Annotated in this window: 18 protein-coding genes and 16 pseudogenes; 25 read left to right on the forward strand and 9 right to left on the reverse strand. The window is 55.2% G+C overall.

Annotated elements, in window-relative coordinates; all coding sequences use genetic code 11:
• A pseudogene (locus ACTBDU_RS09880) lies at positions 1-436 on the reverse strand (transposase); the annotation flags it as partial.
• Positions 437-574: 138 nt separating this feature from the next.
• Between ACTBDU_RS09880 and ACTBDU_RS09885 the strand changes: the two are divergent.
• The 4 genes and pseudogenes from ACTBDU_RS09885 to ACTBDU_RS09900 all read left to right on the forward strand — a co-directional run bounded on the left by ACTBDU_RS09885 (position 575) and on the right by ACTBDU_RS09900 (position 3,716).
• Entirely contained in the window at positions 575-1,492 is a 918-nt protein-coding gene (locus ACTBDU_RS09885) for a tetratricopeptide repeat protein (RefSeq protein WP_438806349.1), read from the forward strand.
• 35 nt (positions 1,493-1,527) lie between these two features.
• Positions 1,528-2,286, forward strand: coding sequence for a phospholipid-binding lipoprotein MlaA (gene mlaA, locus ACTBDU_RS09890; protein ID WP_438806350.1), 759 nt, complete (start codon positions 1,528-1,530; stop codon positions 2,284-2,286).
• A gap of 387 nt (positions 2,287-2,673) precedes the next feature.
• A pseudogene (locus ACTBDU_RS09895) lies at positions 2,674-2,970 on the forward strand (YfcZ/YiiS family protein).
• Between the two features lie 343 nt (positions 2,971-3,313).
• Positions 3,314-3,716 (forward strand): annotated as a pseudogene (locus ACTBDU_RS09900) (histidine phosphatase family protein).
• 228 nt (positions 3,717-3,944) lie between these two features.
• On the opposite strand, the pseudogene guaA reads toward ACTBDU_RS09900, so the two are convergent.
• From guaA to ACTBDU_RS09915, 3 pseudogenes are all read right to left on the reverse strand, one after another.
• Positions 3,945-5,407: pseudogene (gene guaA / locus ACTBDU_RS09905) on the reverse strand (glutamine-hydrolyzing GMP synthase).
• Positions 5,408-5,456: 49 nt separating this feature from the next.
• Positions 5,457-6,032 (reverse strand): annotated as a pseudogene (locus tag ACTBDU_RS09910) (IMP dehydrogenase).
• Positions 6,033-6,118: 86 nt separating this feature from the next.
• Positions 6,119-6,868 (reverse strand): annotated as a pseudogene (locus ACTBDU_RS09915) (IMP dehydrogenase); the annotation flags it as partial.
• Positions 6,869-7,035: 167 nt separating this feature from the next.
• Between ACTBDU_RS09915 and xseA the strand changes: the two are divergent.
• The gene (gene xseA / locus ACTBDU_RS09920) at positions 7,036-8,397 is read left to right on the forward strand and encodes an exodeoxyribonuclease VII large subunit (RefSeq protein WP_438806362.1); all 1,362 of its coding nucleotides are present in this window, start codon (positions 7,036-7,038) and stop codon (positions 8,395-8,397) included.
• 229 nt (positions 8,398-8,626) lie between these two features.
• Here the strand turns inward: xseA and ACTBDU_RS09925 are convergent.
• The 3 genes and pseudogenes from ACTBDU_RS09925 to ACTBDU_RS09935 all read right to left on the reverse strand — a co-directional run bounded on the left by ACTBDU_RS09925 (position 8,627) and on the right by ACTBDU_RS09935 (position 10,424).
• Positions 8,627-9,841, reverse strand: a pseudogene (locus ACTBDU_RS09925) (MFS transporter).
• 94 nt (positions 9,842-9,935) lie between these two features.
• A complete protein-coding gene (locus ACTBDU_RS09930; RefSeq protein ID WP_438806351.1) occupies positions 9,936-10,127 on the reverse strand; it encodes a hypothetical protein in 192 nt (63 codons plus the stop codon).
• Between the two features lie 135 nt (positions 10,128-10,262).
• Positions 10,263-10,424: a hypothetical protein gene (locus ACTBDU_RS09935; protein WP_438806352.1), complete on the reverse strand. Its 162-nt coding sequence runs from the start codon at positions 10,422-10,424 to the stop codon at positions 10,263-10,265.
• Positions 10,425-10,932: 508 nt separating this feature from the next.
• On the opposite strand from ACTBDU_RS09935, the gene mqo reads away from it, so the two are divergent.
• The 4 genes from mqo to ACTBDU_RS09955 all read left to right on the forward strand — a co-directional run bounded on the left by mqo (position 10,933) and on the right by ACTBDU_RS09955 (position 13,458).
• On the forward strand, positions 10,933-12,552 hold the full coding sequence (mqo, locus tag ACTBDU_RS09940) for a malate dehydrogenase (quinone) (protein ID WP_438806353.1): 1,620 nt from the start codon (positions 10,933-10,935) through the stop codon (positions 12,550-12,552).
• A gap of 4 nt (positions 12,553-12,556) precedes the next feature.
• Positions 12,557-12,961, forward strand: coding sequence for an alcohol dehydrogenase catalytic domain-containing protein (locus ACTBDU_RS09945; RefSeq protein ID WP_438806354.1), 405 nt, complete (start codon positions 12,557-12,559; stop codon positions 12,959-12,961).
• 166 nt (positions 12,962-13,127) lie between these two features.
• Complete coding sequence (locus ACTBDU_RS09950; protein ID WP_438806355.1) at positions 13,128-13,253, forward strand: hypothetical protein; 126 nt, start codon at positions 13,128-13,130, stop codon at positions 13,251-13,253.
• Between the two features lie 25 nt (positions 13,254-13,278).
• Positions 13,279-13,458 (forward strand): hypothetical protein, encoded by a 180-nt coding sequence (locus ACTBDU_RS09955; RefSeq protein ID WP_438806356.1) that lies wholly within the window; start codon positions 13,279-13,281, stop codon positions 13,456-13,458.
• 44 nt (positions 13,459-13,502) lie between these two features.
• Here the strand turns inward: ACTBDU_RS09955 and ACTBDU_RS09960 are convergent.
• A pseudogene (locus tag ACTBDU_RS09960) lies at positions 13,503-14,584 on the reverse strand (LacI family DNA-binding transcriptional regulator).
• 417 nt (positions 14,585-15,001) lie between these two features.
• Here ACTBDU_RS09960 and ACTBDU_RS09965 point away from each other — a divergent pair.
• The 15 genes and pseudogenes from ACTBDU_RS09965 to ACTBDU_RS10035 form a co-directional block, all read left to right on the forward strand.
• Positions 15,002-15,511, forward strand: a pseudogene (locus ACTBDU_RS09965) (sugar-binding domain-containing protein); the annotation flags it as partial.
• Between the two features lie 9 nt (positions 15,512-15,520).
• A complete protein-coding gene (locus tag ACTBDU_RS09970) occupies positions 15,521-15,931 on the forward strand; it encodes a hypothetical protein (protein ID WP_438806363.1) in 411 nt (136 codons plus the stop codon).
• A pseudogene (locus tag ACTBDU_RS09975) lies at positions 15,909-16,052 on the forward strand (glycoside hydrolase family 2 TIM barrel-domain containing protein); the annotation flags it as partial. The gene ACTBDU_RS09970 and the pseudogene ACTBDU_RS09975, both read left to right, overlap by 23 nt.
• Before the next feature lie 121 nt (positions 16,053-16,173).
• Positions 16,174-16,754: pseudogene (locus ACTBDU_RS09980) on the forward strand (glycoside hydrolase family 2 TIM barrel-domain containing protein); the annotation flags it as partial.
• Between the two features lie 21 nt (positions 16,755-16,775).
• Positions 16,776-17,267, forward strand: a complete 492-nt coding sequence (locus tag ACTBDU_RS09985) for a beta-galactosidase domain 4-containing protein (RefSeq protein ID WP_438806364.1) — start codon at positions 16,776-16,778, stop codon at positions 17,265-17,267.
• On the forward strand, positions 17,219-17,407 hold the full coding sequence (locus ACTBDU_RS09990; protein ID WP_438806365.1) for a hypothetical protein: 189 nt from the start codon (positions 17,219-17,221) through the stop codon (positions 17,405-17,407). Before ACTBDU_RS09985 ends, ACTBDU_RS09990 begins: the two co-directional genes overlap by 49 nt.
• A gap of 26 nt (positions 17,408-17,433) precedes the next feature.
• Positions 17,434-17,739 (forward strand): hypothetical protein, encoded by a 306-nt coding sequence (locus ACTBDU_RS09995; protein ID WP_438806357.1) that lies wholly within the window; start codon positions 17,434-17,436, stop codon positions 17,737-17,739.
• Positions 17,726-17,794, forward strand: a pseudogene (locus ACTBDU_RS10000) (hypothetical protein); the annotation flags it as partial. The gene ACTBDU_RS09995 and the pseudogene ACTBDU_RS10000, both read left to right, overlap by 14 nt.
• Positions 17,795-18,045: 251 nt before the next feature.
• A pseudogene (locus ACTBDU_RS10005) lies at positions 18,046-19,277 on the forward strand (oligosaccharide MFS transporter).
• Positions 19,278-19,864: 587 nt separating this feature from the next.
• A complete protein-coding gene (locus tag ACTBDU_RS10010) occupies positions 19,865-19,984 on the forward strand; it encodes a hypothetical protein (protein ID WP_438806366.1) in 120 nt (39 codons plus the stop codon).
• Between the two features lie 459 nt (positions 19,985-20,443).
• Complete coding sequence (locus ACTBDU_RS10015) at positions 20,444-20,809, forward strand: hypothetical protein (protein ID WP_438806358.1); 366 nt, start codon at positions 20,444-20,446, stop codon at positions 20,807-20,809.
• A gap of 293 nt (positions 20,810-21,102) precedes the next feature.
• Positions 21,103-21,572, forward strand: a pseudogene (locus ACTBDU_RS10020) (lytic polysaccharide monooxygenase).
• 493 nt (positions 21,573-22,065) lie between these two features.
• Positions 22,066-22,515: a GNAT family N-acetyltransferase gene (locus ACTBDU_RS10025; RefSeq protein WP_438806359.1), complete on the forward strand. Its 450-nt coding sequence runs from the start codon at positions 22,066-22,068 to the stop codon at positions 22,513-22,515.
• 19 nt (positions 22,516-22,534) lie between these two features.
• Positions 22,535-22,675, forward strand: a pseudogene (locus tag ACTBDU_RS10030) (NAD(P)-dependent oxidoreductase); the annotation flags it as partial.
• A gap of 194 nt (positions 22,676-22,869) precedes the next feature.
• Positions 22,870-23,799 (forward strand): annotated as a pseudogene (locus ACTBDU_RS10035) (M4 family metallopeptidase); the annotation flags it as partial.
• Positions 23,800-23,968: 169 nt separating this feature from the next.
• Here ACTBDU_RS10035 and ACTBDU_RS10040 read toward each other — a convergent pair.
• On the reverse strand, positions 23,969-24,118 hold the full coding sequence (locus ACTBDU_RS10040; RefSeq protein ID WP_438806360.1) for a hypothetical protein: 150 nt from the start codon (positions 24,116-24,118) through the stop codon (positions 23,969-23,971).
• A 46-nt stretch (positions 24,119-24,164) separates the two neighbouring features.
• On the opposite strand from ACTBDU_RS10040, the gene ACTBDU_RS10045 reads away from it, so the two are divergent.
• Positions 24,165-24,397: transposase (locus ACTBDU_RS10045; protein ID WP_438806361.1), on the forward strand; the 233-nt coding region annotated here is incomplete at its 3' end.

Raw genomic sequence — 24,397 nt, forward strand, 5'->3', positions numbered from 1 at the left:
CCTGACTGCGCAATACCGTTCGCCTGCCGTCTGGCCTGTCAGGACGACTTTTCCAGTATTTGTAACTGCTGCGATGAACCCTGAACACGTGGCAGAGTGTGGCCACAGGATAACGCGCTCTGAGTTTTCCGATTAACGAGAACTGTTCAGGGAGTCTGACATCAAGAGCGCTCTAGCCTTTTTTAATATTTTGTTTTCCATTTCAATGCGTTGTACCTTCTTCTTGAGCTCACGTATTTCGATTTGTTCCGGGGTTATGGGAGAGGCTTTTGGCGTTTTCCCCTGTCGCTCATCACGCAGTTGTTTTACCCATTTCGTCATCGTAGAAATGGCCGACGTCCATGACTTTTGCTGCTTGCGCGGCGGTATAATTTTGGTCGACAACCAGTTGAGCAGATTCGCGTTTGAATTCAGGGCTAAAATTTTTTCTTTGCATTGATGCACCCGCGTTATTCTGAGGTAAGCATATCACCTCTGTTCAGGTGGCCAAATTCAGTGTGCCACTACAATCCCGGCGGCGGCGGATCCGGCGCGGTGCCCGCTACCGCGCTGGGCGCTGGCGCCGGGGGTGGTGGTGGCGGTCGCGCTGGGGCTGTATGCGCTGACCGGCGAAGCGGGTCAGGTAGTGCATTGGCGGCAGACGGTGGAGGCGTTTCCTGCGCTGCGGGCGCGCGTAATGGATACCCACGGGCACCCCCTAAGCGCCGAAGAGCTGTCTCGCTTCGCGGTCGGCCTGCGCGCCAAGCTGCAACATCACCCGGAGAACCTGCAAAATTGGCTGATCCGGGGCCGTTTGGGGGTGGTGCCCAATAACGTTGAGCTGGCGACACAGGCGTTCGCCAAGGCCCGGCAACTGGCGACGAAAGATGACACCATCGCGCTGGATTGCGCGTCGGTGCTGACACGTTTTGCCGATCCGGGGGACAACGGCGCAGGTAACAGTCTTCTGCAGGCTATTCTCGCCAAACGACCCCATGGCCTGCAGGCGCTGGATTTGCTGGCGCTCAATGAATATCAGCAAAACAATAATGCCCGGGCTATTGCTTTGTGGCGCGAGGTGCTGGCGCGTTTACCCGCCGCGGATGCCCGCGCCGATGCCATCCGCCAGCATATCGAGCAGGGAAAAGCGCAGGGCGGGCTGGAGCAGGCGGCCCTGACCGTGGTCGTTACCACCCTGTCGCAGGCTGCTGCCGCCGGTTTGCCGACTCAGGGAACCCTGTTTATTTCCGTCAGCGGTGGAAAAAGTCCAATACCTGTAGCGGTAAAACCTTTGCCGTTGAGCCGCTTTCCGTTATCGTTATCGCTCGACGATAGTAATGCCATGATCCTCAAACGTTTGCTTTCTGCCCAGCAGCGGGTAAAAGTACGGGTCCGAGTGGCGCGTGCCGGCACCGCGCAACCGCAGCGCGGTGACTGGTTCAGCGAGAGTGCGACGCAGCCATTTGGCGGCAACGGTAGGGTAGCGGTTGAGATTAACCAGCAGCTCCCCTAGCGATGGCATAAGAATATACAATGTGGAGTTTTATAATGAATTTCCGCCTGTCAGGTGTGGTGTTTGCCAGCGTCCTGCTTTTGGGGTGCGCTACTCATCAAAATCAGGACGACCAGGGCCGGTTAGATCCTCTGGAAGGCTTTAACCGCAGCATGTTCAATTTTAACTACAACGTGCTGGATCCCTATGTGGTTCGCCTGGCGGCGGTGGCCTGGCGAGATTATGTGCCGAAGCCGGCACGTAACGGTTTGAGCAATTTCTTCACTAACCTGGAAGAGCCCGCCACCATGGTCAACTATTTTGTAGAAGGGAAACCCTACAAGGCAATGGTGCATTTCAACCGCTTTTTCCTGAATACCTTGCTGGGGATGGGGGGCTTGATCGACGTGGCGTCGATGGCGAACCCGAAACTGGCCAAAGAGGAGCCGCGGCGTTTCGGCAGTACTCTGGGTAATTATGGCGTCGGTTATGGTCCCTATGTGCAGCTCCCCGGCTACGGGAGTTTCACGCCTCGTGAGAAGATCGGCGGATTGGTGGATGATCTTTATCCGCTCTTGAGCTATCTCACCTGGTGGATGTCCGCGGGCAAATGGGCGTTGGAAGGACTGGAAAGCCGCGCACAACTGCTGGACTTCGACGGCCTGCTGCAGAACTCGCAAGATCCTTACGCCATGGTGCGCGCCGCCTATTTCCAGCAACATGATTTCCTGGCCAGCGATGGCGTGTTGACGCCGCAGGAGAATCCGAACGCCGAAGCGGTTCAAGGCGATCTCAATTCGATAGATGCGCAGTAAGCGACGGGCCGCGCCTGCCGCGTGCGGTCCATGGGTCGCCGTCCGGCCGGCCCGGTGCGTCGGGGGGGCATGGCCGCACAGCCGGCATGACATCGCGCCGTCTCACCGTGGCCGCGCAGTTGGAAATGGGGTGTGTTGCCGTTAGCGAGATAGGGTCAGCGCCGCTCACGTCGACCGATGTTCTGTTTACCGTTCCGCTACATCGGTAACTCCCAGGAAATGCTCGCTGATTTCCCGTTAGATTAAGCGATAAAAACGCGTCTTTAGCGGCCTTTTGTCCGGCCGATTAGCTGTTAACCCCGGCGCAAGGGGCGTATAATTATTTCCAATTATGAAGGTTTAATTTACGACTAGTGCCACCCCGGGTCGCCCGGTAAGGAGAAGATCATGGCTAATTCACTGAACAAATACAGCGCGAATGAAACGGCAGCTTGCTGTTGCGTTGATGTCGGCACCATCATCAATAATGATGATTGCAAGGCGAGCTTCAGCCGCGCCTTCGCGGAGCGCCAACAGGCAGAATCGATGCTGGCCTGGCTTACGGAAAAAGCACTCGCGGTGGAATCCAATCCTTGTTAAATCGATGCCAGGATTGACCCTCAGGATAACGGTTTCGTGCTGGACGCGGACTTCACCTTTTGCTGCCAGGCGGGAACGCTGATTTTCCAACTTGGTCTGCGTTAAATCTTTTACCCGCCCGCCGCGAGCTTATGCGGCGCGGGGGGTACCGTTTTTGTTCCGCGATTAAGACTATTCCCACGGTGTTTAAGCAGCATTCGGCTAAAGTGTTGTCATAGCCTGATAATCATCGCTATTCGCGGTACGTTTTCTGACCTGAAAACGTCGCGCGCGCGCCGCGCGGATAGCCCTGCGCATTATATTGACTCCTGGGGTGGAGTTGATGTAAAAAAACAGCGTTTTGGTCGGATGAGGCCCCTCGTCTGACCCGACCCGTGCGTCATTACGGCTGGGGGGGGGAGCTCCCCGGTCAACCTGACGCAATGTTCCCCAACGACAACGGTGCATTATGCAAGTTTTAATTATGCGGCACGGCGATGCTGTTTCCGAGGCCGCAAGCGATGCGGAAAGACCCCTGACCGATCGGGGTCGTGATTAATCCGGCCTGATAGCGCGCTGGCTTAGCGGCCAGGTGGCGGACATCGATCGGGTGTTGGTCAGTCCCTATCTGGGCGCCCGGCAGACGCTTGATACCCTGCAGGCGCTGGTGAATAAGGGCTTAAACCGGGTATTGGTCATCTCCCATCTCCCATCTGCCGTTGGTGGGCTATCTGGTGGCGGATATATGCCCAGAAAAGCAGCCGCCGATGTTCGCCACTTCCGCCGTGGCGGGTGTTGATCTGGACGCCGTTAGCGGTAGCGGTAAGTTACGCTGGCAGGTCGGACCGACCCAACTGCTGTCGAAAGTCTGAGCTGCTTCGCTAAAGTGTAGTGGCCAGTTTTAGTTGACCACTACAAATAGATAAAAGTTAATACGGAACACCCTAATGCGAGCACTAATAGATAAATTAGCTTGTTACCCTATGATGATACTCATCACTCAGGCATATAAAGGTATTGTCTGACGTTGCTCAAAATGGCTTTATGTCTGGCTTGATTAGGTATATGTATGCGCTGGGGGTTACGCAACTAAAGTCTGGTTATTCCCACTCAATCGTCGCCGGCGGCTTGCCGGAAATGTCATACACGACCCGAGAAATGCCGTCGATCTTATTGATAATACGATTGGAAACGCGGCCCAGAAAGTCATAAGGCAAGTGCGCCCAATGGGCGGTCATAAAGTCAATGGTTTCTACTGCGCGCAGCAAAACCACCCAGTCGTATTTGCGGCCATCGCCCATGACACCGACGGAGCGCACGGGCAAGAAGACGGTAAAGGCCTAGCTGACTTTATTGTACAGATCCGCCTTGTGTAGTTCTTCGATAAAGATAGCATCGGCCCGCCGCCGCAAATCGCAATACTCTTTCTTCACCTCACCCAGCACCCGCACGCCCAAACCCGGTCCGGGGAACGGATGGCGATAAAGCATATTGTAAGGCAGGCCGCCAACGTTATGGTGCGACTTGATGACATGGACTTTGCCGGTGGTGGCGGCGGATTCGATGACGTCCGGGTAAATGGTGCCCGGCGCCAGCCATTTCATGTCGGTGAGGCTCAGCGCCTGTTCGTCAAACACCTCGACAAATATTCGGCCGATGGTTTTCCGTTTTGTTTCCGGATCGTCAATGCCGCCCAGCGCGGAAAGGAACCTATCTTCCGCCGGTATAGCGATAATGTTTAAGCCGTAGCGATCGCCAAACATTTCCATCACCTGACTGGCTTCGTTAAGGCGCAGCAGACCGTTATCGACGAACACGCAGGTCAGCCGTTCGCCGATGGCCCGGTGCAACAGCATGGCGGTAACCGACGAATCTACGCCGCCGGATAAACCGAGAATGACCCGATTATTGCCAACCTGTACGCGGATACGGGCGACGGCATCTTCGATGATTTTGACCGGCGTCCACAGCGGCGCGCACCGGCAAATATCAAGTACGAAGCGTTCCAGCATGCGCTGACCCTGACGAGTATGGGTAACTTCGGGGTGAAATTGCACGCTGTAGAACCGTTTTTCTTCATTGGCCATAATGGCGAAAGGGCAGGTTTCGGTGCTGGCTACGGTGACTTTATCGCCATGCCTCATCCAGACATCCAGCAGTGGCGCTCTGCCAGTGCCGATGTCGTCCTGAATGTCGCGCACCAGTAAACTGTCGGTCACCTCTACCTGGGGATAACCAAACTCGTGCTGCGTCGAGCCCTGGACTTTGCCGCCGAGCTGCATCGCCATGGTTTGCATGCCGTAGCAAACACCCATGCACCGGCACGCCTGCCTGAAACACATAGTCCGGCGCGCGCGGGCTTGTCCTGCTCGGTGGTGCTTTCCGGACCGCCGGAAAGGATGATGCCGCTGGGCTTGAATTCGCGTATTTGCGCTTCGGTTACATCCCATGCCCAAAGTTCGCAATAGACGCCCGGTTCGCGCACCCGGCGAGCAGCCAGTTGGGTGTATTGCGAGCCGAAGTCCAGAATCAGAGTGCGGTGTTTATGGATATTTTCTGTCATTGATGGCGTATTCCGAGAGCGTGTAGCAAGAAGTATCAATGCCCGGTCGTCAGAGACCGGACGGAACGGCGGCGGACCGGCGAGGCCCGCACGCCGAGGAAAATTCGATAACCCAGGCGGTAGTTCGGGGATTCTTTGGTGATGGCGACGGCATGAACGTGCTTTCCTGGATGCTGGCACCGCTGATACGGACAAATTCCGCTTTGGTACGAAGGTCGTCGATGGTAGCACAACCGGTCAGCCTCATACAGGAACGCAGCCCGCCCATTTGTTGATAGATGATTTCCTTCAGGCGCCCTTTATACGCCACGTGGTCCTCGATCCCTTCCGGCACCAGTTTGTCGGCGGCGTTATCGGTCTGGAAATACCGGTCGGACGAGCCCTTGGGGATTGCCCCCAGCGATCCCATGCCGCGGTAAGATTTGAAGGATCGGCCCTGGAACAGTTCAATTTCCCCCGGGGACTGCTAAAAGCGATCCCACCATGACACAGGCGGCGCCGCGGCGGCGATGGCTTTGGCAATATCGCCGGAAAAACGGATGCCGCCGTCGGCGATGACCGGGATCCCCGTCCCTTCCAGGGCTTCCACCGCATTAGAGATAGCGGTAATCTGCGGCACGCCCACGCTGGTGACGACGTTGTCGCCGATGATTTGTTGGCACGCGTTTCGCGGATACGTTGCAGCACGCCTTCAGAATGGCCGTGAGAGGAGTCGATAAGTAAAACGTCAACGCCGGCGTTCACCAGGGCATCGATGCATTCTTCATTGCCGGCGCCGGCGCCCACCGCGGCACCGACGCGCAAGCGGCCGTGTTCATCCTTGCAGGCGTTGGGTTTGCGCTCGGCCTTTTGGAAGTCTTTTACCGTAATCATGTCGAGCAGATGGAACTGTTCGTCCACTATCAGCGCTTTTTCAACGCGCTTCTCGTGCATTTTTGCCAACACCACTTCCCGGGCTTCACCTTCTTTTACCGTCACCAGGCGTTCTTTCGGCGTCATCACGGCAGGAACCAGCTGGCTCAAGTCGGTGACAAAGCAAACGTCCAGGCCGGTGATAATCCCTACCAGTTCATTTTCATCCGTCACCACCGGGTGGCCGGCGAAACCGTTGCGCGCGGTCAGTTCTTTCACCTCGGACAGGGTAGTATTGGGAGTAACGCACTGGGGATTGGTCACGACGCCGCTTTCATGGCGTTTTACGCGACCTACTTCCTCGGCCTGGCGTTCGATAGACATGTTTTTGTGAATGAAGCCGATACCGCTTTCCTGCGCCAGCGCGATGGCCAGGCTGGATTCGGTTACCGTATTTATTGCCGCGGACAGCATGGGAATATTCAGGCGAATTTTCTGAGTCAATCGGGTGCCGAGATCAGCGGTGTTGGGGAGAGCCGTGGAGTGGGCGGGAAGGAGCAGAACGTTGTCGAATGTCAGAGCTTCTTTAGCAAAACGTAACGTAGCAATATCTCACCAAAGTGGATCTGAAACAGATAAAATATTGCCGTGGCATTATACAGAACGTAATCGGTTACCTTCAGTGTTTTTTTCAAAAATCTCTTGCTTACCGTTTCACAATAAGTAATATCAATCAACTAAGGTAAGGCTTTGCAATGGAGTTTGATCCCGCTCACATGTCTACCCCCCCCTCCTCTCTGATTTTTACCGTCAGCCGCCTGAATAAAACGGTTCGCGAACTGCTGGAAGGCGAGATGGGGCAGATTTGGCTGACGGGCGAGATCTCCAATTTTTCCCAGCCCGCATCGGGCCATTGGTATTTCACCCTGAAGGATGATCGCGCCCAGGTGCGCTGCGCGATGTTTCGCAATACCAATCGCCGTACAACCTTTGCGCCGCGTAACGGTCAGCAGGTGCTGGTGCGCGCTTCCCTTACACTTTATGAGCCGCGCGGCGATTATCAGCTCATCGCCGAAAGCATGCAGCCGGCCGGCGACGGCTTGCTGCAACAGCAGTTCGAGCAGCTCAAGCAGCAATTAAGCGACGAGGGGCTGTTCAGTCAGCAATTCAAGCAGCCGCTGCCTAGTCCGGCCCGCCGCGTGGGGGTGATTACCTCTGCCAGCGGTGCGGCGTTGCATGATATTTTGCAGGTGTTGCAACGCCGTGACCCGTCGCTGCCGGTGGTGATTTATTCCACCACGGTGCAAGGACAGGAAGCGCCGGCCCAGATTGTGCGCGCTATCAAAGCCGCCAACCGGCGCGCTGAGTGCGATGTGTTAATCGTCGGTCGCGGGGGCGGTTCGCTGGAGGATCTCGCCAGCTTCAACGATAAACGGGTAGCACGGGCGATTTTCGCCAGCCGCCTGCCGGTGGTCAGCGCCGTCGGGCATGAAACCGATGTGACTATCACCGATTTTGTCGCCGATTTGCGCGCGCCAACACCTTCGGCGGCCGCCGAGCTGGTGAGCCGCAATCAGCTGGAGCTATTGCGGCAACTTCAGTCGCAACAGCAGCGGCTGGAAATGGCGATGGATTATTTGCTCGCGCAGCGCCAGCAGCGATACAGCCGTTTGCAGCACCGCCTGCAGCAGCAGCATCCCCAACTGCGGCTCGCCCGCCAGCACACCGCGCTGATGACCCTGCGCCGCCGCCTTGACGATGGCGTACAGGGGCAGTTGCGCCAGGCCCAGCGCCGTCGCAACTCTGTGCGACAGCGTCTGGTACAGCAGGCGCCCGCGGCGCGCATCAACCGGGCGCAGCAGCGTTTGCAGGGGTTGCGCTACCAATTGAGCCAGGGGATAAGCCTGCGGGTAAACCGGCAAAATAATGCCTTTGTCGCGCTCTGCTCCCGACTGGAGGGCGTGAGTCCGCTGAAAACGCTGGCACGGGGGTTTAGCGTCACGACAGATAGCCACGGCGCGGTAGTGAAGCAAACCCGTCAGCTAAGCGCCGGTGATCGTTTGACGACCCGGCTGAGTGATGGCTGGGTAGAGAGTCAGGTTACCGAGATAACATGTCGGCCGGCGAGGCGCCCGTGACGCTCAAAAAACTAATGTTATGGCAGACGCCTGCTCATGACCGCTCATGCCGCCTTGCCTCGGCTAACGGCGGTGGATGACCGCACGAACGACGCGCCATCCGCACGTCGCATGGCCGTTCGCATCCTCGCCGTCAGATCACCCCACGCGACTTTCACGCCCGCATGCGCCGTCGCGCCACGACACACGGCACCGTACGCCAACAGGGGCGTACCCGGCGCTGTGTCCGTCAAGAGTCCTGCGCTGGGCGGGATGCGGCCTTGCGGCACAGTTGGTTATAAAGCCCGCGCCGACTGCCAGCAATAGACATAGAGAGGTGGGAAAAACCGGACGCATACCTAAATGGCCGCCTATCACGCCGCCCAATAACGGTCCCGTAACCTGGCCGACGTACTGCGCGGATGTCGACAGGCCCAGCACGCTGCCGTGCCCGCTCGGGCGGTACGGTATGGCGAGCCACGCTGGCGATACAGGGCAACAGCCCGCCCAATGCCAGCCCCATACAAAAACGCAGCGCCACCAATTGCCAGCCGGCGGTGGCGAACGCCTGAGGAACCAGCACTACTGCCGCCACCAGCAAACAGCCGATAATGACTCGCCAATGGCCGACCTTGTCCGCCAGCCGGCCGAGCCGCGAGACCGATAAGATGCTGGCCGGCGCCGCGGCCGTCATCACCAGCCCGGCGACAAATGTCACCTGCTGACCAAATACCAGTTGCGCGACATAAAGCGTGATAATTGCCTCAATAAACATATTCGCCAGCATCAGCAAGGTACCGGTGATAAGCATCGCTATCACCGGCAGATTGCGCCAGGGACTGACGACGGGCGATGTCACCGCAGCAGTCTTCCAGGGGCCAGTGCCGGGTACCTCTTTGAGCAGTACCACCGTAGCCAGAAAAGCGATAAATATGGTGCCGCCGGCTAAGATGAATGTGCCGCGGATACCGCCGATCAGCGGCCCCACCAGATTGCCCGCCATAATGCCGGAGGATAGCGTGCCCAATGCCTATCTTGTGCGCCCCTTTGGCGTCTGGGTGGCAACCAGGATAATAGATCCGGAGGCATATATCCGCCTAGCAGCCCGGCCAACAAGCGCAGCGCCACCAGTTACCAGACGCTTTGCGCCATGCCGAGCAGTGTCATTGCCACCCGCCATGCCGAGACTGGCCCGGATAAACATCAGCTTGCGGCCGTAACGGTCGCCCAAACGTCCCCAAAGCGGCGCGGTCAGAGCGGCGGTGAAGAAGGCGGCGCCATAGGCAATCCCCGACCACTCGCTTATCGCTGCATGTCCGGTAACGCCCAGTTGCTCAACGTAAAGGGGCAAAAACGGCAGTAGTAGCGCCATCGCCACGATAGTGGTAAAAAAGCCAAACACACATACGACTAAATTGTGCCGCCAATAATTATTATCATCAGGCGCAAAACTACCGTTTTGCATCAGACCAATCCTTCATCGCGGGTTAGAAATGAAAAGCATTTGTGTACTCATGCGTCAGTGGAGCCGGCCGTGCAGATAAGGATTTATCGCTGGGCTAGGCTAGCGACAGATGGGAAAAGAGAGTGTCGACCGCCATCAAGGGAAAAGCGGCGGCCAGGGCGTCGCGCGTTACGGCGCTGAAGCCCTGCTTGCGGTAAAAATGTTGGGCAGAAATAAACTGGGCGGTGGTGCCAAGATAAATATCGCTGATGCGATGTGTCTGGGCATGGGCGCGTGCATATACCAATATGCCCCGCCGCCACCAGCAACGGCGCGCCACGGTAGCCCTGTTTTACGAACATTTTGCGTAATGCGTCCTCTGGCCGCCGCCGATATCTTTCAGACCAACGGTGCCAACCACTTCCCCCCGGTGGCAGGCTACTCAAAAACCGCCGCTACTGGTTTGGTAAAAACCGCGGATGTCCTGCAAGTCAGGCTGGACGGCGGCATTGATGGTGATACCAAACTCCTGCTGCTGGATAGGCAAAACGATGGCCGCTACCACCTGCCTATCCCGTTCACGGTAAAATCTAATGTCAATCATGCGTCATTTCCTGGCATTTATAGGTCGTCAACCGACATCGTCCGCTCCTGTCGGCAGCGGCGCCGGAGTGTGAAGACCTGGCGGGGCAACATTATCTTTCCTGTAGTAGTAAAGATCATATCAGCGGCCTGCCGATGAAAACAACTTTACTGCGCAGGTTTCATTGTTGCTCATCATTATGAGATTCTAAATTTTTTTTGGCAGTATTTAAACCCGTAACTTTATTTTTATGCAGTGGATCACACTTAAAATCCTTGTTATAGCTTTAAAATAAGGATGGTAAATTTTGGTTAATCATATGGTAACCATGAATTTATCACATGATTAATTTCAATACTTTATCAATCATTAGCATTCGTTACTGTTAGTCGTAGTTGCAGTAATTTTGTAGTTTACTTAACCGATAGTGACTAATAGAATCGAAGAGTATTAGCAGACGCCCTTTGGCGCCAACCCGAACGAAAACGGCCCGGGCGTCGGCTTCGTTTTCTTAAACGAGATACTGCGCATGAAAGAGCATTTTATCGCAGCCCTTGGCATGGCAATCTCTGAGTCAGCCAAACAGCATCAGATTGCGGATAAACCTCCGGTGGACATCATACTGATTGGCGGCGGAGTCATGAGCGCCACGCTGGGAACTTATCTGAAAGCGCTTGAGCCGGGCTGGAGCATTCATATGTATGAGCGTCTGGAAAAAACGGCAGAGGAAAGCTCCAACGGCTGGAACAATGCCGGCACCGGCCATGCCGCATTCTGCGAGCTGAACTACACCACGCTCAGCCCGGCGGGTTCGGTGGATATCTCTAAAGCGGTCACGGTGAACGAATCTTTTGAGATATCACGCCAGTTCTGGGCCTATCTGGTAAAGCAAAAAATTCTCACCAATCCGCAAAGCTTTATCAATAATGTCCCGCATATGAGCTTCGTGTGGGGAGAAGACAATATCCGCTTTCTGCGCCAACGCTTCGATGCGCTGCAAACCAGCACGCTGTTCCGCGGCATGGAGTACTCTGAAAACCCGCAGCAGATCCGCGAATGGGCGCCGCTGGTCATGGATGGACGTGACACATTCCAAAAAGTGGCCGCCACCCGTATGGCTATGGGCACCGACGTGAATTTCGGTGAGATGACGCAGCAACTGCTGGCGGCGTTACAGCAGCACCCCCAGTTTTATTTGCATCTTCAGCATGACGTAGTGGATATCAAGCGCAACGCCGATCAAACCTGGAGCGTGCGTGTTGCCGATCACAGTAACGGCGGCCGACAGTCCACGGTGTGCGCCCGCCATGCCTTTATCGGCGGCGGCGGTGCGTCACTTACCCTGCTGCAAAAATCCGGCATTCCTGAGGTAAACGGCTATGCCGGCTTCCCGGTTGGCGGGCAATTTCTGGTCGCAACCAATCCCGAGGTGGTTGGCCATCATCACGCCAAAGTGTACGGTAAAGCGTCGGTAGGCGCGCCACCGATGTCGGTCCCGCATATCGATACCCGTATTCTTGAAGGCAAGCAGGCGCTACTGTTCGGTCCGTTTGCCACCTTTAGCAGCAAATTCCTCAAGCGTGGGTCCTGGCTGGATTTGTTCCATTCGCTCACGCTGCAAAACCTATTGCCCATGCTGCGCGTCGGGCTGGATAACTTCGGACTGATACGCTACCTCATCGGCCAGTTGCTGATGTCGGATAAAGATCGCCTGAGTGCCCTGCGCGAATATTATCCCCAGGCTACGATGGCGGATTGGTCGCTGATTGAGTCTGGCCAGCGGGTGCAGGTGATCAAAAAAGATGCCGGCAAAGGCGGTATTTTGCAGTTCGGCACCGAAGTGGTCAGCTCGGCCGACGGCTCGCTGTCGGCGCTGCTTGGCGCTTCGCCCGGGGCCTCTACCGCGGCCCCCATCATGCTGGAGCTTTTGGCCTCGATGTTTAAAGAGCAGGTGATCACCGATACCTGGCAGCGAAAACTGAAAGAGATGGTTCCCTCCTACGGCCAGACGATTAACGGTAACCTCGCGCTGACCAATGAGATTCGTCGCTCGACCTCCGAGGTCCTGAGGCTGACCTATATCGAGGCTAAACCCAGGCCCGGCGAGCCGGCAGACGGCAACTGGGAAGGGCTGCAACAAGCAATGTAAGCCGATGAATTTCGCGCTGTGGTATCAGCGCTTCGGGCTGGCCGAAGCGGTATTGTCGCTGGAGAGCACCCCGCTCGTCCCTCCCACCGCGGGCCAGGTGCAGGTAAAGATGATAGCTGCACCGATCAATCCCTCTGATGTTATCCCAATTACCGGCGCCTATGCGCATCGGGTCAGCCCGCCTCGGGTCGCGGGCTATGAGGGGCTTGGCCGAGTGGTCATTACCTCTGACGCCCTGCTTTTCAGCCTGGGTCAGCGCGTTCTGCCGCTGCGAGGCGACGGCACCTGGCAACAGTGGCTGAATTGCACCGGACAATGGCTGGTGCCGGTGCCGGAAGATATTGCGGACGACATTGCGCTACGCGGCCATATCAATCTGTTGGCCACACGGCTGATGCTGCGGCGCTAGCCGGTACGGAACCAACAGATAATACTGACCGCGGCAGGCGCAGATTGCGCACGGCTTTTAGGGCAATGGGCACTGGCAAGGTGGGGCGCGGCAGGTGATAGGCCTACACCTGCGCCCCACAGCACGCGCCACGCCTGAGCTGGTTGGGCATACAGCCCCGCTGGCAATGCACCGTGAAAGCGAGATCCTGCGGCTGGCGGCCCAGAGCAGTCTGGTGTTCGACGCCGTGGGGGCGTCTTGGCGGCGCATTGCTTACGGCACTGCGCCCTTCCGCAACGCTGATAAGCTATAGTTTACTTTCGGGACACCCGCTTTCCGTGACGCCCGGCGTGGCGATGCCGCAGCGATTTCATCTGCGCGACGCGCAGGCCGGGATGCCGGCTGCTGACTGGCAAGAAGCATTTGCGACGCTCTGGCCCTTGCTGCGCCCTGCGCAGCTGTCGCCGCTGGCGCTTTTTACCAATCTGGACGAGCCGTCAAACTGCTGCTGTGGTTAGCCTAGTGTCGTCCACTCAACAGCGGGCATACGAGGGGATCTGCCTCAACGCGTTAACAACGCCGCTATTCGCTGCAGCTCGTCGGCCAGCAGACCCGGGCTCGGCTTACCGTCCGGCGGCGCGGCGGTGGAATGGCGGGTCACCAGGTGTGTGGGGAGCATAATTAACTGCCCTTCCGCGCCGCCACCCTGGCCTAACTGAGCCAGCAGCCGGTTCACCCCCTGCCTGCCTCAGCCGGTTGAAATTCTGTGAAACGGTGGTCAACACCGGCAGGAAGTAGGCGCTGTCCTCGGTATCATCATAGCCTATCACCGAAGCGTGCTCCGGCACCGCCAACAGCTGCTGATGCAACGCGCTAATCGCACTGAGGGCCATCTGATCGTTGGCGACCAATACGGCGCTGAATGACGCTTGCGCCTTGAGCATTGTGACCATACGGTGAAAACCGCTGGCGGCGCTCCAGTCGCCCTGAACTGACGCCATCGGCTGCAGATGATACCCGGCAAGCGCCCGTTGCCAGCTGTCGAGGCGCAGGCGGGTAGAGACAGAATCTTGCGGACCTGCCAGCAGCGCAAAATGTTGATGGCCCAGGCGATAAAGATGATCAACGCTTGCGGGCGTGCCGTCGCCAGGATTAAACATGACGTGAAACACGCCGGCATCCGGCGGAACATCTAGGAACAAGCACACGAGTTTGGGATTATCGGAAACGATTGCCGCAACGCTCTCCGCCGCCAGCGGCAAATTGATGATAACCTCCTCCACCCGCTGCGCCTTCAGCTCATTTAGCGCGTCCTGCAGTCCAATTTCGTGCTGTGAGTCAGCCATGGCAATCAGCACAGAAAACCTGCGCTGACCGGCGACGCCCTTGATGGCGGAAGCGATTTGCGACGGCGCATGGAACCCGAGCGAGGCAGTGATGAGCCCCAGGGTACAGCCCCGCTTACCGGCCAGCTGCTGGGCCATCCGGTTGGGCACATAATTCAGCGTTCTAATGGCCTCGTTGAACCCGTGCGTGCGTCGCGTCCACCACGTGCGCCGATTCATTCAAGACCCGGGAAACCGTCTGATAAGAAACGCCGGCATGGCGGGCGACATCGTCAAGGGTGGCGTTCTTGTGCTTCACAATGTTGTTCCTGCAGCAAACTTATATAGGGCTAAATCGTATTCTCTTTACATTATAAATCAAACCACGGCAAACGCTAAGCGGAGTAAAAAAGTGGTACGCTCACATACTCCATAATTGTGATGCATTTCGCTTATTGGAACATATTTCACCGATTTTCTTTGAAAATGATCACCTTTACCTCGATTAATACTTGCGTAAAGCCACTGACAAGCCGTTAACTGCTGATAAAATATGATCGCATAACATCCCTCACTCTCGCTGATTTTTTTGCTAACTGTAAGGCAAATTATGATCCACGCTGTTTATCATCCGCGGCCGGCGGCGCCTGCCGCCCTGTCTGACGTCCTGGCGCAGCAGGATTGGGAAAACACGGCGGTAACCCATTACGGCAAGTTGCCGTCCCATGCGCCATTTATGAACCACCGGGATAGCGACGTGGCACGCGCCGGCAGTGACTTCCCCCAGCCCCAGTTGCTGGATGGCGAATGGCAGTTCAGTTATTTCACCCAGCCGGAAGCGGTGCTGGAAAGCAGGCTGGTGCAGGATGAGGACGACGCCCGCACCATCAACGTCCCCGGTAATTGGCAGATGGCCGGCTACGATTGCTTTATCTATACTAACGTTAAATACCCTTTTCCGGTTGACCCCCCCCCCGCGCGTGCCGGCGCCCAATCCCACCGACTGTTATACGGGGGCAACGTGCAGTTACCGGCCAACTAGTAGGCGGGCAGGCGCGCGGGCCGCACGCGCATTATCTTTCACAGCGTCAGCTCCGTCTTTTATGTCTGGCGCAATGGCCAATGGCTCGGGTACTCCCAGGCCAGCCGCCTGCCGGCTGAATTCGATCTCACTGACGCCCTGCGTCCCGGCGCTAATCACTTACGTGTGCTGGTACTCCGTTGGAGCGACGGTAGCTATCTAGAAGATCAGGATATGTGGCGGATAAGCGGTATCTTCCGCTCGGTGGCGTTACGGCACAAACCTGATGCGACCTTCAGCGATATCCGCCTTGATACCGCGCTGGATGCGCTGTTCAGCCATGGCGAATTGCAGGTGAGCGCATCTATCAGCTCCGCCCCAGACACGCTGGGGGAATATCGGGTACAGGTCGCGCTGTGGTGGCAGGATCAACTTGTCGCTGAACACGGCCAACCGCTGGGTACGGTGGCGGTCGACAAGCGCGGCGGCTATCCCGAACGGGCATGGCTTCGCGCGCCGGTCGCGGCGCCGCGGCTATGGAGCGCGGAAGATCCCGCCCTGTATCGCGTAGTCGTAGCGCTTTTGGACGATGAAGGCACGCTGATTGAAGCGGAAGCCTATGATGTGGGTTTCCGCCAGGTTTAGCGTGCGTGACGGGCTGCTACAGCTAAACGGCAAACCCCTGCTGATACGCGGCGTCAATCGCCATGAACACCACCCGGCCAACGGCCAGATTATGGACGAGCAGACCATGGTGCAGGACATTCTTCTGATGAAGCAGAATAATTTTAATGCCGGGCGCTGTTCTCATTATCCCAACACCCCCCTTTGGTTATCGTCTGTGCGACCGCTTCGGTCTTTACGTGGTGGACGAAGCCAATATCGAGATGCACGGCATGGAGCCCATAAGCCGTGCTTGGCGGACGACCCGGTTTGGCTTGCCGTCTTCAGCGAGCAGGTTAGCCGCATGGTGCAGTGCAACCGTCATCACGCCAGTATCATTATCTGGTCGCTCGGCAACGAAGCGGGCCATGGTGCCACTCACGATGCGTTATATCGCCGGGTCAAAACCCAGGACCCGTCGTGACCGGTACAATATGAGGGCGGCGGCGCCGATACCGCCGCCACCGATATTCTTTGCCTGATGTATGCGCGGGTCGAGAAGGATTTGCCCATCCTGGCGGTGCCGAAATGGGCTATCAAAAAATGGATAGGGCTGCCCGGCGAGCAGCGGCCGCTTATCCTGTGCGAATACGCCCACGCCATGGGTAACAGCCTCGGCGGCTTTGCCAATTATTGGCGGGCGTTCCGCCAATATCCCCGCTTGCAGGGTGGGTTCATTTGGGATTGGGCCGACCAGGCGCTGGAGCAGCGCGATGAGCAGGGCACTTTCCATTGGGCCTACGGCGGTGATTTCGGCGACACCCCCAACGATCGGCAATTTTGCCTTAACGGGCTGGTATTCCCCGATTGCACCCTCCATCCCGGCATGTATGAGGTGAAAAAACAGCAGCAATTCTTCCAATTCGCCCTGGTGGGCGCCGCCGGACTGCAAATAAGCGTTGAAAGCGAGTATCTGTTTCGCACCAGTGACAATGAAAACCTGATCTGGTGGCTAGAACTGGAAGGTAAGTTACTACACGGCGGCGAGCTACCGTTGCGGCTGACGCTGGGGGAACGCCGTATTCTTACTCTTGACCCACAATGGTCATCCCCTGCCCGAGCCGGCACGCTGACCCTGCAGGGTTACGTACAACAACCCGCGGCGACGCCCTGGTCGCCGGCCGGGCATATCAGCGCCTGGGAACACTGGCCGCGCCCGCGCCGCAGCAGGCACCCTCCGGCGATGTACCGAAGTTCCTTGAGACCGCCAGTGAGTTTATCATCACACATCAGACGCAGCGCTGGCGAGTCGACAAACGCAGCGGCTATCTGCAAGAGTGGCAGCAAGGGGAGCTTTCTCTGCTGCAAACGCCCTTGACCGACCAGTTTATCCGCGCACCGTTGGATAACGATATCGGCATTAGCGAGGTGGACAGAATCGATCCCAATGCCTGGGTAGAACGCTGGCGGACCGCCGGTCTGTTCAGCCTTGAGCAGCGCTGTTTCACGAGCAGTTAAGCGACCGGGTCATCGTTCAGAGCGAAATGGGTTATTTCCATCACCAGACACTGCTAGTGCTCAGCCGCTGGCAATTAAGCTTTACCGCCGACGGTGCCCTGGTGACTGATATCGAGGTAGTGTGTTCGTCGCAACTGCCGCTGTTGCCCAGAGTCAGCGTCACCTGGCATATCAATAGCGAGGCGCTGGAGATCGGCTGGCTGGGTGACGGCGCGCATGAAAACTATCCCGACCACCGCACCGCCGCGCGTTTCTTCCGCTGGCGGCGACCGCTGGCTGAAATGAGCACCCCGTATATTCTTTCCCAGCGAAAACGGCATGCGCTGCTATAGCCGCGAACTCGACGTCGGCCCACTGCGTGTCACCGGCGCGTTCCATTTTTCGGTCAGCCCTTACGGTACGCAACAGTTGACCGCGGCCCGTCACTGGCACCAACTGCGTCCCGAAGCCGGCCCTCTGTCTCAACCTGGATACCGCGCATATGAGCGTCGGCGGGGACGGTTTGTGGAGTCCAAGCGTTCATCAGGCCTACCTGCTGGATGCAGAGCGCTACCGCTATTCCTTGCCCTGGCAGTTAAACTGAGGGGGTTCGCCCCCCTTTATCCCCCTTCTGATACCGACCTGGCATGGTGACGACGATGAAGACTGGGATGCTGACGATCCGGGAGAAGCATAATTTTATCTATTTTATGCTGTTCTTCTTTTTCTATTATTTCATTATGTCCGCCTATTTTCCGTTTTTTCCCATCTGCCTGGTGGACGTCAATCACCTCAGCAAAACCGAGACCGGCATGGTGTTCTCCTCAATCTCGTTTTTCGCTATTGTCTTTCAGCCGCTATTTGGCCTGATCTCCGACAAGTTGGGGCTACGTAAACATCTGCTGTGGAGTATTACCATCCTTCTGATTTTGTTTGCGATTTTTTTTCATCTTTGTGCTGTCGCCGCTGCTCCAGTTTAATATTTACGCCGGCGGGATGGCAGGTGGACTGTATCTCGGCTTCGTGTTCTCCAGCGGTTCCGGAGCGGTGGAAGCGTTTATCGAGCATGTTAGCCGCGCTAACCATTTTGAATACGGCAGAGTGCGCGTTTCAGGCTGTGTGGGCTGTGGGCTATCTGCGCCTCGCTGACCAGTATTTTGTTTAGCATCGATCCCAATATTACCTTCTGGATTGCCTCTGGCTTCGCGGTCGTTCTGGCGATATTGCTGTTCCTGTCGCGCCCGGAAGGCAATATGAATGCGCAGGTCATGGATAAACTGGGCGCCAACCGGCGCGCCTTTTCGTTAAAAATGGCGCCTGAGCTGTCGGTCATGCCGCGTTTCTGGGCATTCATCGTTTATGTGATTGGGGTAGCCAGTATTTACGATGTTTTTGATCAGCAATTCGCCAATTTCTTCAAAGGTTTTTTTGCCAGCCCGCAACACAGTACTGAAATCTTTGGCTTTCTTACCACCGGCGGGGAATTGGTAAACGGTTTTATTATGTTTTTTACTCCGGCGATTATTAACCGTTCGGTGCGCATTCTTGGATCGTCCTTTGCCACCAGCGGTATTGAGGTGATCATATTAAAACGCTGCATATGTTTGAACTTCCGTTTTTGTTGGTCGGAGCGTTTGAATATATTTCTTCGGTGTTTGATCCGCGTCTGTCCGCAACACTGTTTCTTATCGGGTTTAATTTATCAAAGCAATTATCCGGCGTCGTACTCTCCACGTGGGTGGGGAGAATGTATGATCAGGTCGGTTTCCATCAAGCCTATTTGGTGCTGGGTCTGATCACTTTGTCATTTACCTTCATTTCTGCGTTTTTGTTGACGGGGCGTCATAAAGCGTTGACGGTGCCGGCGACGCAGTCCGGCAAAATCGTTTGAATCAGGCTTAAGGGTGAGCGCCAGCGAGGACGCACACGCTGGCGTCAAATCCGTCTTAAGCACAGGTGCACCGATAAAGACATAGCGCGGCATCACTGTCGGCGACAACCGAGCCTCTTTGCCACGCCTGGCCCGAGCGATATAACCGTGTGTCGCCAAGCGCGTCCAGCGGGCCTGGCCACGCTAATGGCCTCGAAGCCCAACACCCACGCAGCCGTTAATGCTCTCCCTATTGCTCATTATCTCGCCAGCACGCATAATTTCCCCTTTGTTTTCTGGAGTAACTATGAGCTCAACCTCTCTCAGCCTGCGCCGGGCGGACGTCAGCGATATTCCCGCCCTATATAAGTTAAGACTCGCCACCATGGAGGGTTATCTCATCAATGGCGGCATCGATGCGGATGAACAGACGCATTTGAGCAGGATTATCAACCACTGGAACGATGCCCATATTATTCTGGTGGAGGATCAACTGGCCGACCTGTTTAAATATTATCTGACCGATGATGCCTGGTTTATCGGCCAAATCCAGGGGGGCACCGGAATTTCAGCGTCGGGGTATCGGCCAGCAATTGCTGGCGGGCGTTATGCAGCAGGCGCAGCAGGAAAATTTAGCGGTAGAACTCAAGGTGCTAAAAAGCAATTCCGCTAAAAACCTTTATCTGCGGCTGGGCTTTACTATCATCACCGGCGATGATTACGCGTGACATATGCGCTGAGAGCCGTCCATCACCGCCAATTAAACGTGCGGATGACCGACGGCTTGCAGAGGCGAACGGAAGTCGGCAGACGTTTCATTTGCCGGCCTCACCGTTGCCCTCATCCGCGGCCAGTCGTTTCCCCGACTGCAACGGGGAAATGCGGTGTGCAACAAACGGTAGCGGGCGGAACGTGATATATTAAGCGAACAACGCAATCTGTTAACTGTATTGTTTGGCAAACAAAACACATCAATTTTAAATACTAATATTTGCGCAATAACGTGAGATAATATAATTTTTACCCACCAAAAATAAATCCCCCCCGGCTTAACCTTGCAGAACGACAACGTCGCTCGCTTGAAACAACATTCTTATAAAAAATATTCTCTTATTGCAGACAGGATTAGGATGATCCCTTCGCGATTACGACAGCACTTTCTCATTAATGATATAAGGACGCAAATTATGAGTTTTAATTTAGGCTTGCGCCTGATTGATAATGTTCAAAATAAAGACGGGAAATACCTCCTCCATTTCAAAACTAATCGTGAAGGCATAGACAATATCGATGTTAACTCGGTGCCTGAGGATGATAAAGAATATACTATCTTGAATAGTGAAATCGACTCTATGAGCTGCAAAGTGCATGTAGCGATCCGTGACAAGAATACCGGCGCTTGGCCTTTTAATGGGGGACTAATGCTTCATTACCATAGCGCGTCTGACACCAGTAAATTTACTGATATTGATATGACACTTTTAGAAAATCTTGCTATCAAAATTAAACCCGTGGGCGAGCAAATGTTTGATTTCATTCTTACCCGTCAGTAAACAAAAAAGCTTCACGCTAAATAATGAGGTTTATTAACAACACTGGCCAGACAATGACGATTAAATCATTGTCTGGTCCAGTCTTAGACTTATTCCCAGCTGAAATTTCTGGCACCGCCTTAGCCAATATCGGCACAAAATCAGTCCAGATATAAAGCATTGACATGAAAAAAGTAATTATTCCTGTTTTAGCTTTACTGTTTAGCGCATCGACTTTCGCAGCATCTTATGAAATAACGCTGAGACATGGCTATATCCAAAATCCGCAGAGCCGTGCTTACTTATGTTATACGATGAAAAATAAAGATTGCGCCAATAATGTCCCGAAAGATTATCAATTCATTGAAGGTTCGAAAGAATTTCCCGCAGCCAGGCCGAAGGACGGTGAAATTGCCAGCGGGGTAATGCCTTTTTTGACGTGTTGAACCAACAAAGCAGCGATCACTGGCACCATGTCAAATTAAATTCGGGTAAAAACAAGTTTACGTGGACTATCACTAAGCAGCATGCCACCATCGTCATGAGATTCTTTATTACTCAAGAAAATTGGGATCCCAACTCCCCGCTGGCGCGGGCCGACTTTGCGTTAACGCCTTTTTGCCAAAAAGAGTTTAAAGGCGCATTACCGGGAGATGTGGTCATGCTGGAGTGTGACGTACCTTCCCGCTCAGGCTATCATGTCATACTTGGCGTCTGGGATATTGCCGACACTGCCAAGGCTTTCTATCAAGTGATTGATGCCGACATAAAACCCTTGCCGTAATAAGCGCCGGTACGAGAGGCAACGCCTTACCTCAGACAATACCGCAACACGTCGTCAGCCGGGCAGGCACCCCGCCCTCTATTGGCGGAAATGGCCGTACAAATCGTACAAATAATGATGACGGTCGCGGCGTCACAGGAGGCCGTCATCATCCGTCCTTGGCATGGAACCGGTTCTCCCACACCAGGCCGCCCTGTGGGGCGGTTTGGCTGCAGCGCCGTCCGCTCAAACGCCCTGTGTCCTGCCTCTCATTCCGCGCCTTTGTTGCGCCCTCCCCCCTTAGACTTTCGCATTTGCCTTGTCGGCTGTTCCTACGCCTGACCCATTGCTCTTATCCTCCCCACGTGCGTTGCCCGGCGCATCAGCGCCAGGAAATAAACCTGATGGCAATGCCTTCATAAGGGCTTGACTGCCACCTCGGTCCGCCATTGACAGGGCAAAGGTTTTGCCGATAACGTCATGGCTTACGCTTTATCTTCGGGAGGCTTCTATCATGGATAACCGCGCTGTTACCCTCCGCACCCTCGTCCCTGACGATAGGGATGACTGGAAACTCCTGTGGCGTCGCTATCTGAGTTTTTATTCGACTATCCGCGATGATGCACTGTACGAACACACTTTTGCGCGTTTGACGGATAGCGCCTACCCTGCCATGTGCGGTTTCGTCGCCGAGCGCAACAGCCGTCTGGTGGGGATTGCCAACTGCATTGTGCACGATCACGGCTGGTATCAGCAGCCAATGCTCTATTTGCAGGATCTTTACGTGGACGATCTTGTCCGTGGACGAGGCATCGGCCGGCGCCTGATTGAAGAGGTTTACCACTATGCCAATCGTGAAGCGCTGGCTGGCGTATACTGGATGACGCAGAGCGATAATCATCAGGCGATGAGGCTATACGATAAGATCGCCCGCAAAACTGATTTCATAAAATATCAGCGTTAATGAAAGGAGTGGGTTCGTTATGAATAAGCAACCACCGGTCGCGGTGCTGGAACTGGGCGCCATGAGCCATGCTTTTGCCGCCAATTTGCGCAAAACGGATCTGGCGACGCGCGTATGGAACCGGACTCGGTCGCGTGGCGAAGATTTAGCCGACGCCGGCGCTGGGTTTCAGCTCCGACGATTTGTGAAACGTGCTGGAAGATGGGCCGCTGACGGCGCTTTATATCAAAAGCAAGCTGGCGATGATTAAACAAGATAACTATGATCCGCAAATGGCGCTGGTCTGGGGACTGAAGGACGCCCGGCTGGCGCTTAAGGCGGCGGGATCCTTTCTCCGGACGCAGGAGGTTTGTTATGACGGACATCAGCAACCCGCCGCGTTTTGCCAGCGTAATTCCCTTTACCTTTTAAAACGCATTATGAAAAAAGGGAATGAGCATCAGCGCCTGTTTGCGCGCCATACCCTTTACCCACGCGCATAACCTGATGGGCCGTACGCCGGCGGTTAGCGCATTACTCGTATGCGCAACCGCCGGAAAAGATCAAACGTACGATTTACGATGCCCACAACAGTATGGATCTGCCCGGTATCAAAGTGCGGCAGGAAGGACAGCCACCGGGAAAAGATGTGGCGGTGAATGAAGCCTATGATTATTTAGGCCTCACTCGCAATTTTTATTGGCGGGTATTTCAGCGTAACTCGCTGGATGCTAAGGGATTGCCGCTGACCGGTACCGTCCATTACGGCAGTGCTTACCAAAACGTCTTCTGGGATGGGGAACGAGTGGTGTTCGGCGATGGCGATGGTGAGATCTTTAACCGTTTCACTATTGCGCTTGATGTCGTGGCGCACAAGTTGGCCCATGGCGTAACGGAACGTGAAGCCAATCTGATTTACTTTGAGCAGGCGGGATCGCTGAATGAATCGCTATCCGATGTCATTAGTTCACTATTGAAACAATGCCATTTGCAACAAACCGCGCAGTAGGCGGACTGGCTTATCGGTGCGGGTTTGTTGGCAGACGACATTCACGGCGGCGGGCTGCGCTCGATGTCGGCTCCCGGCACCGCCTTGACGATCCGGTGCTGGGCAAAGATCCGGAGCCGGCAGACATGGACGGCTTCGTCAACACCCGCGAAGATAATGGCGGCGTCCATATTAATTCGGGCATCCCCAATCGTGCGTTCTACCTGACGGCTATTGCTCTGGGCAGCAATGCCTGAGAAAAGGCCGGCATCATTTGGTACGCTACGCCGCCGGATAAAAAATTGCTGCAGAACGCCAGTTTGTGGGGTGGCAATCATTTCTGGACTTGAATGACTGTGGTTTGAGCAGATTTAAAGGTAGTTTAAACGCCTTTTGGGCATCCATTAGATATATGTGGATTAGGTTGAAAAATATTAGTAAATCATAAAAATAATGAAATGAGATAGATAATGGCCTAATCTTTATTTAGGCTGCTCCACTTTTCTTACAGTTTAAGCTTGCCACATCTGCTACTGCACACTCTTCAGATACCGCCCCCTTTTTAGCTTCGTGTAAAGCTATCAGACGTTCTTTTTCTTCTTTTAGAAGTTGTAGTGGCACACTGAATTTGGTCACCTGAACAGAGGTGATATGCTCACCTCAGAACAACACGGGTGCACCAATGAAAAGAAGAAATTTTAGTCCTGAATTCAAATACAAATCCGCTCAACTGGTTGTCGACCAAAATTACACCACCGCGCAAGCAGCAAAAGCCATAAACGTCGGTTTTTCTACGATGACGAAATGGGTAAAACAACTGCGTGATGAGCGACAGGGGAAAACGCCAAAAGCCTCTCCCATAACCCCGGAACAAATTGAAATACGTGAGCTCAAGAAGAAGGTACAACGCATTGA

It is taken from the genome of Sodalis sp. (in: enterobacteria), assembly GCF_051710625.1.
Lineage (GTDB): Bacteria > Pseudomonadota > Gammaproteobacteria > Enterobacterales > Enterobacteriaceae > JBPESN01.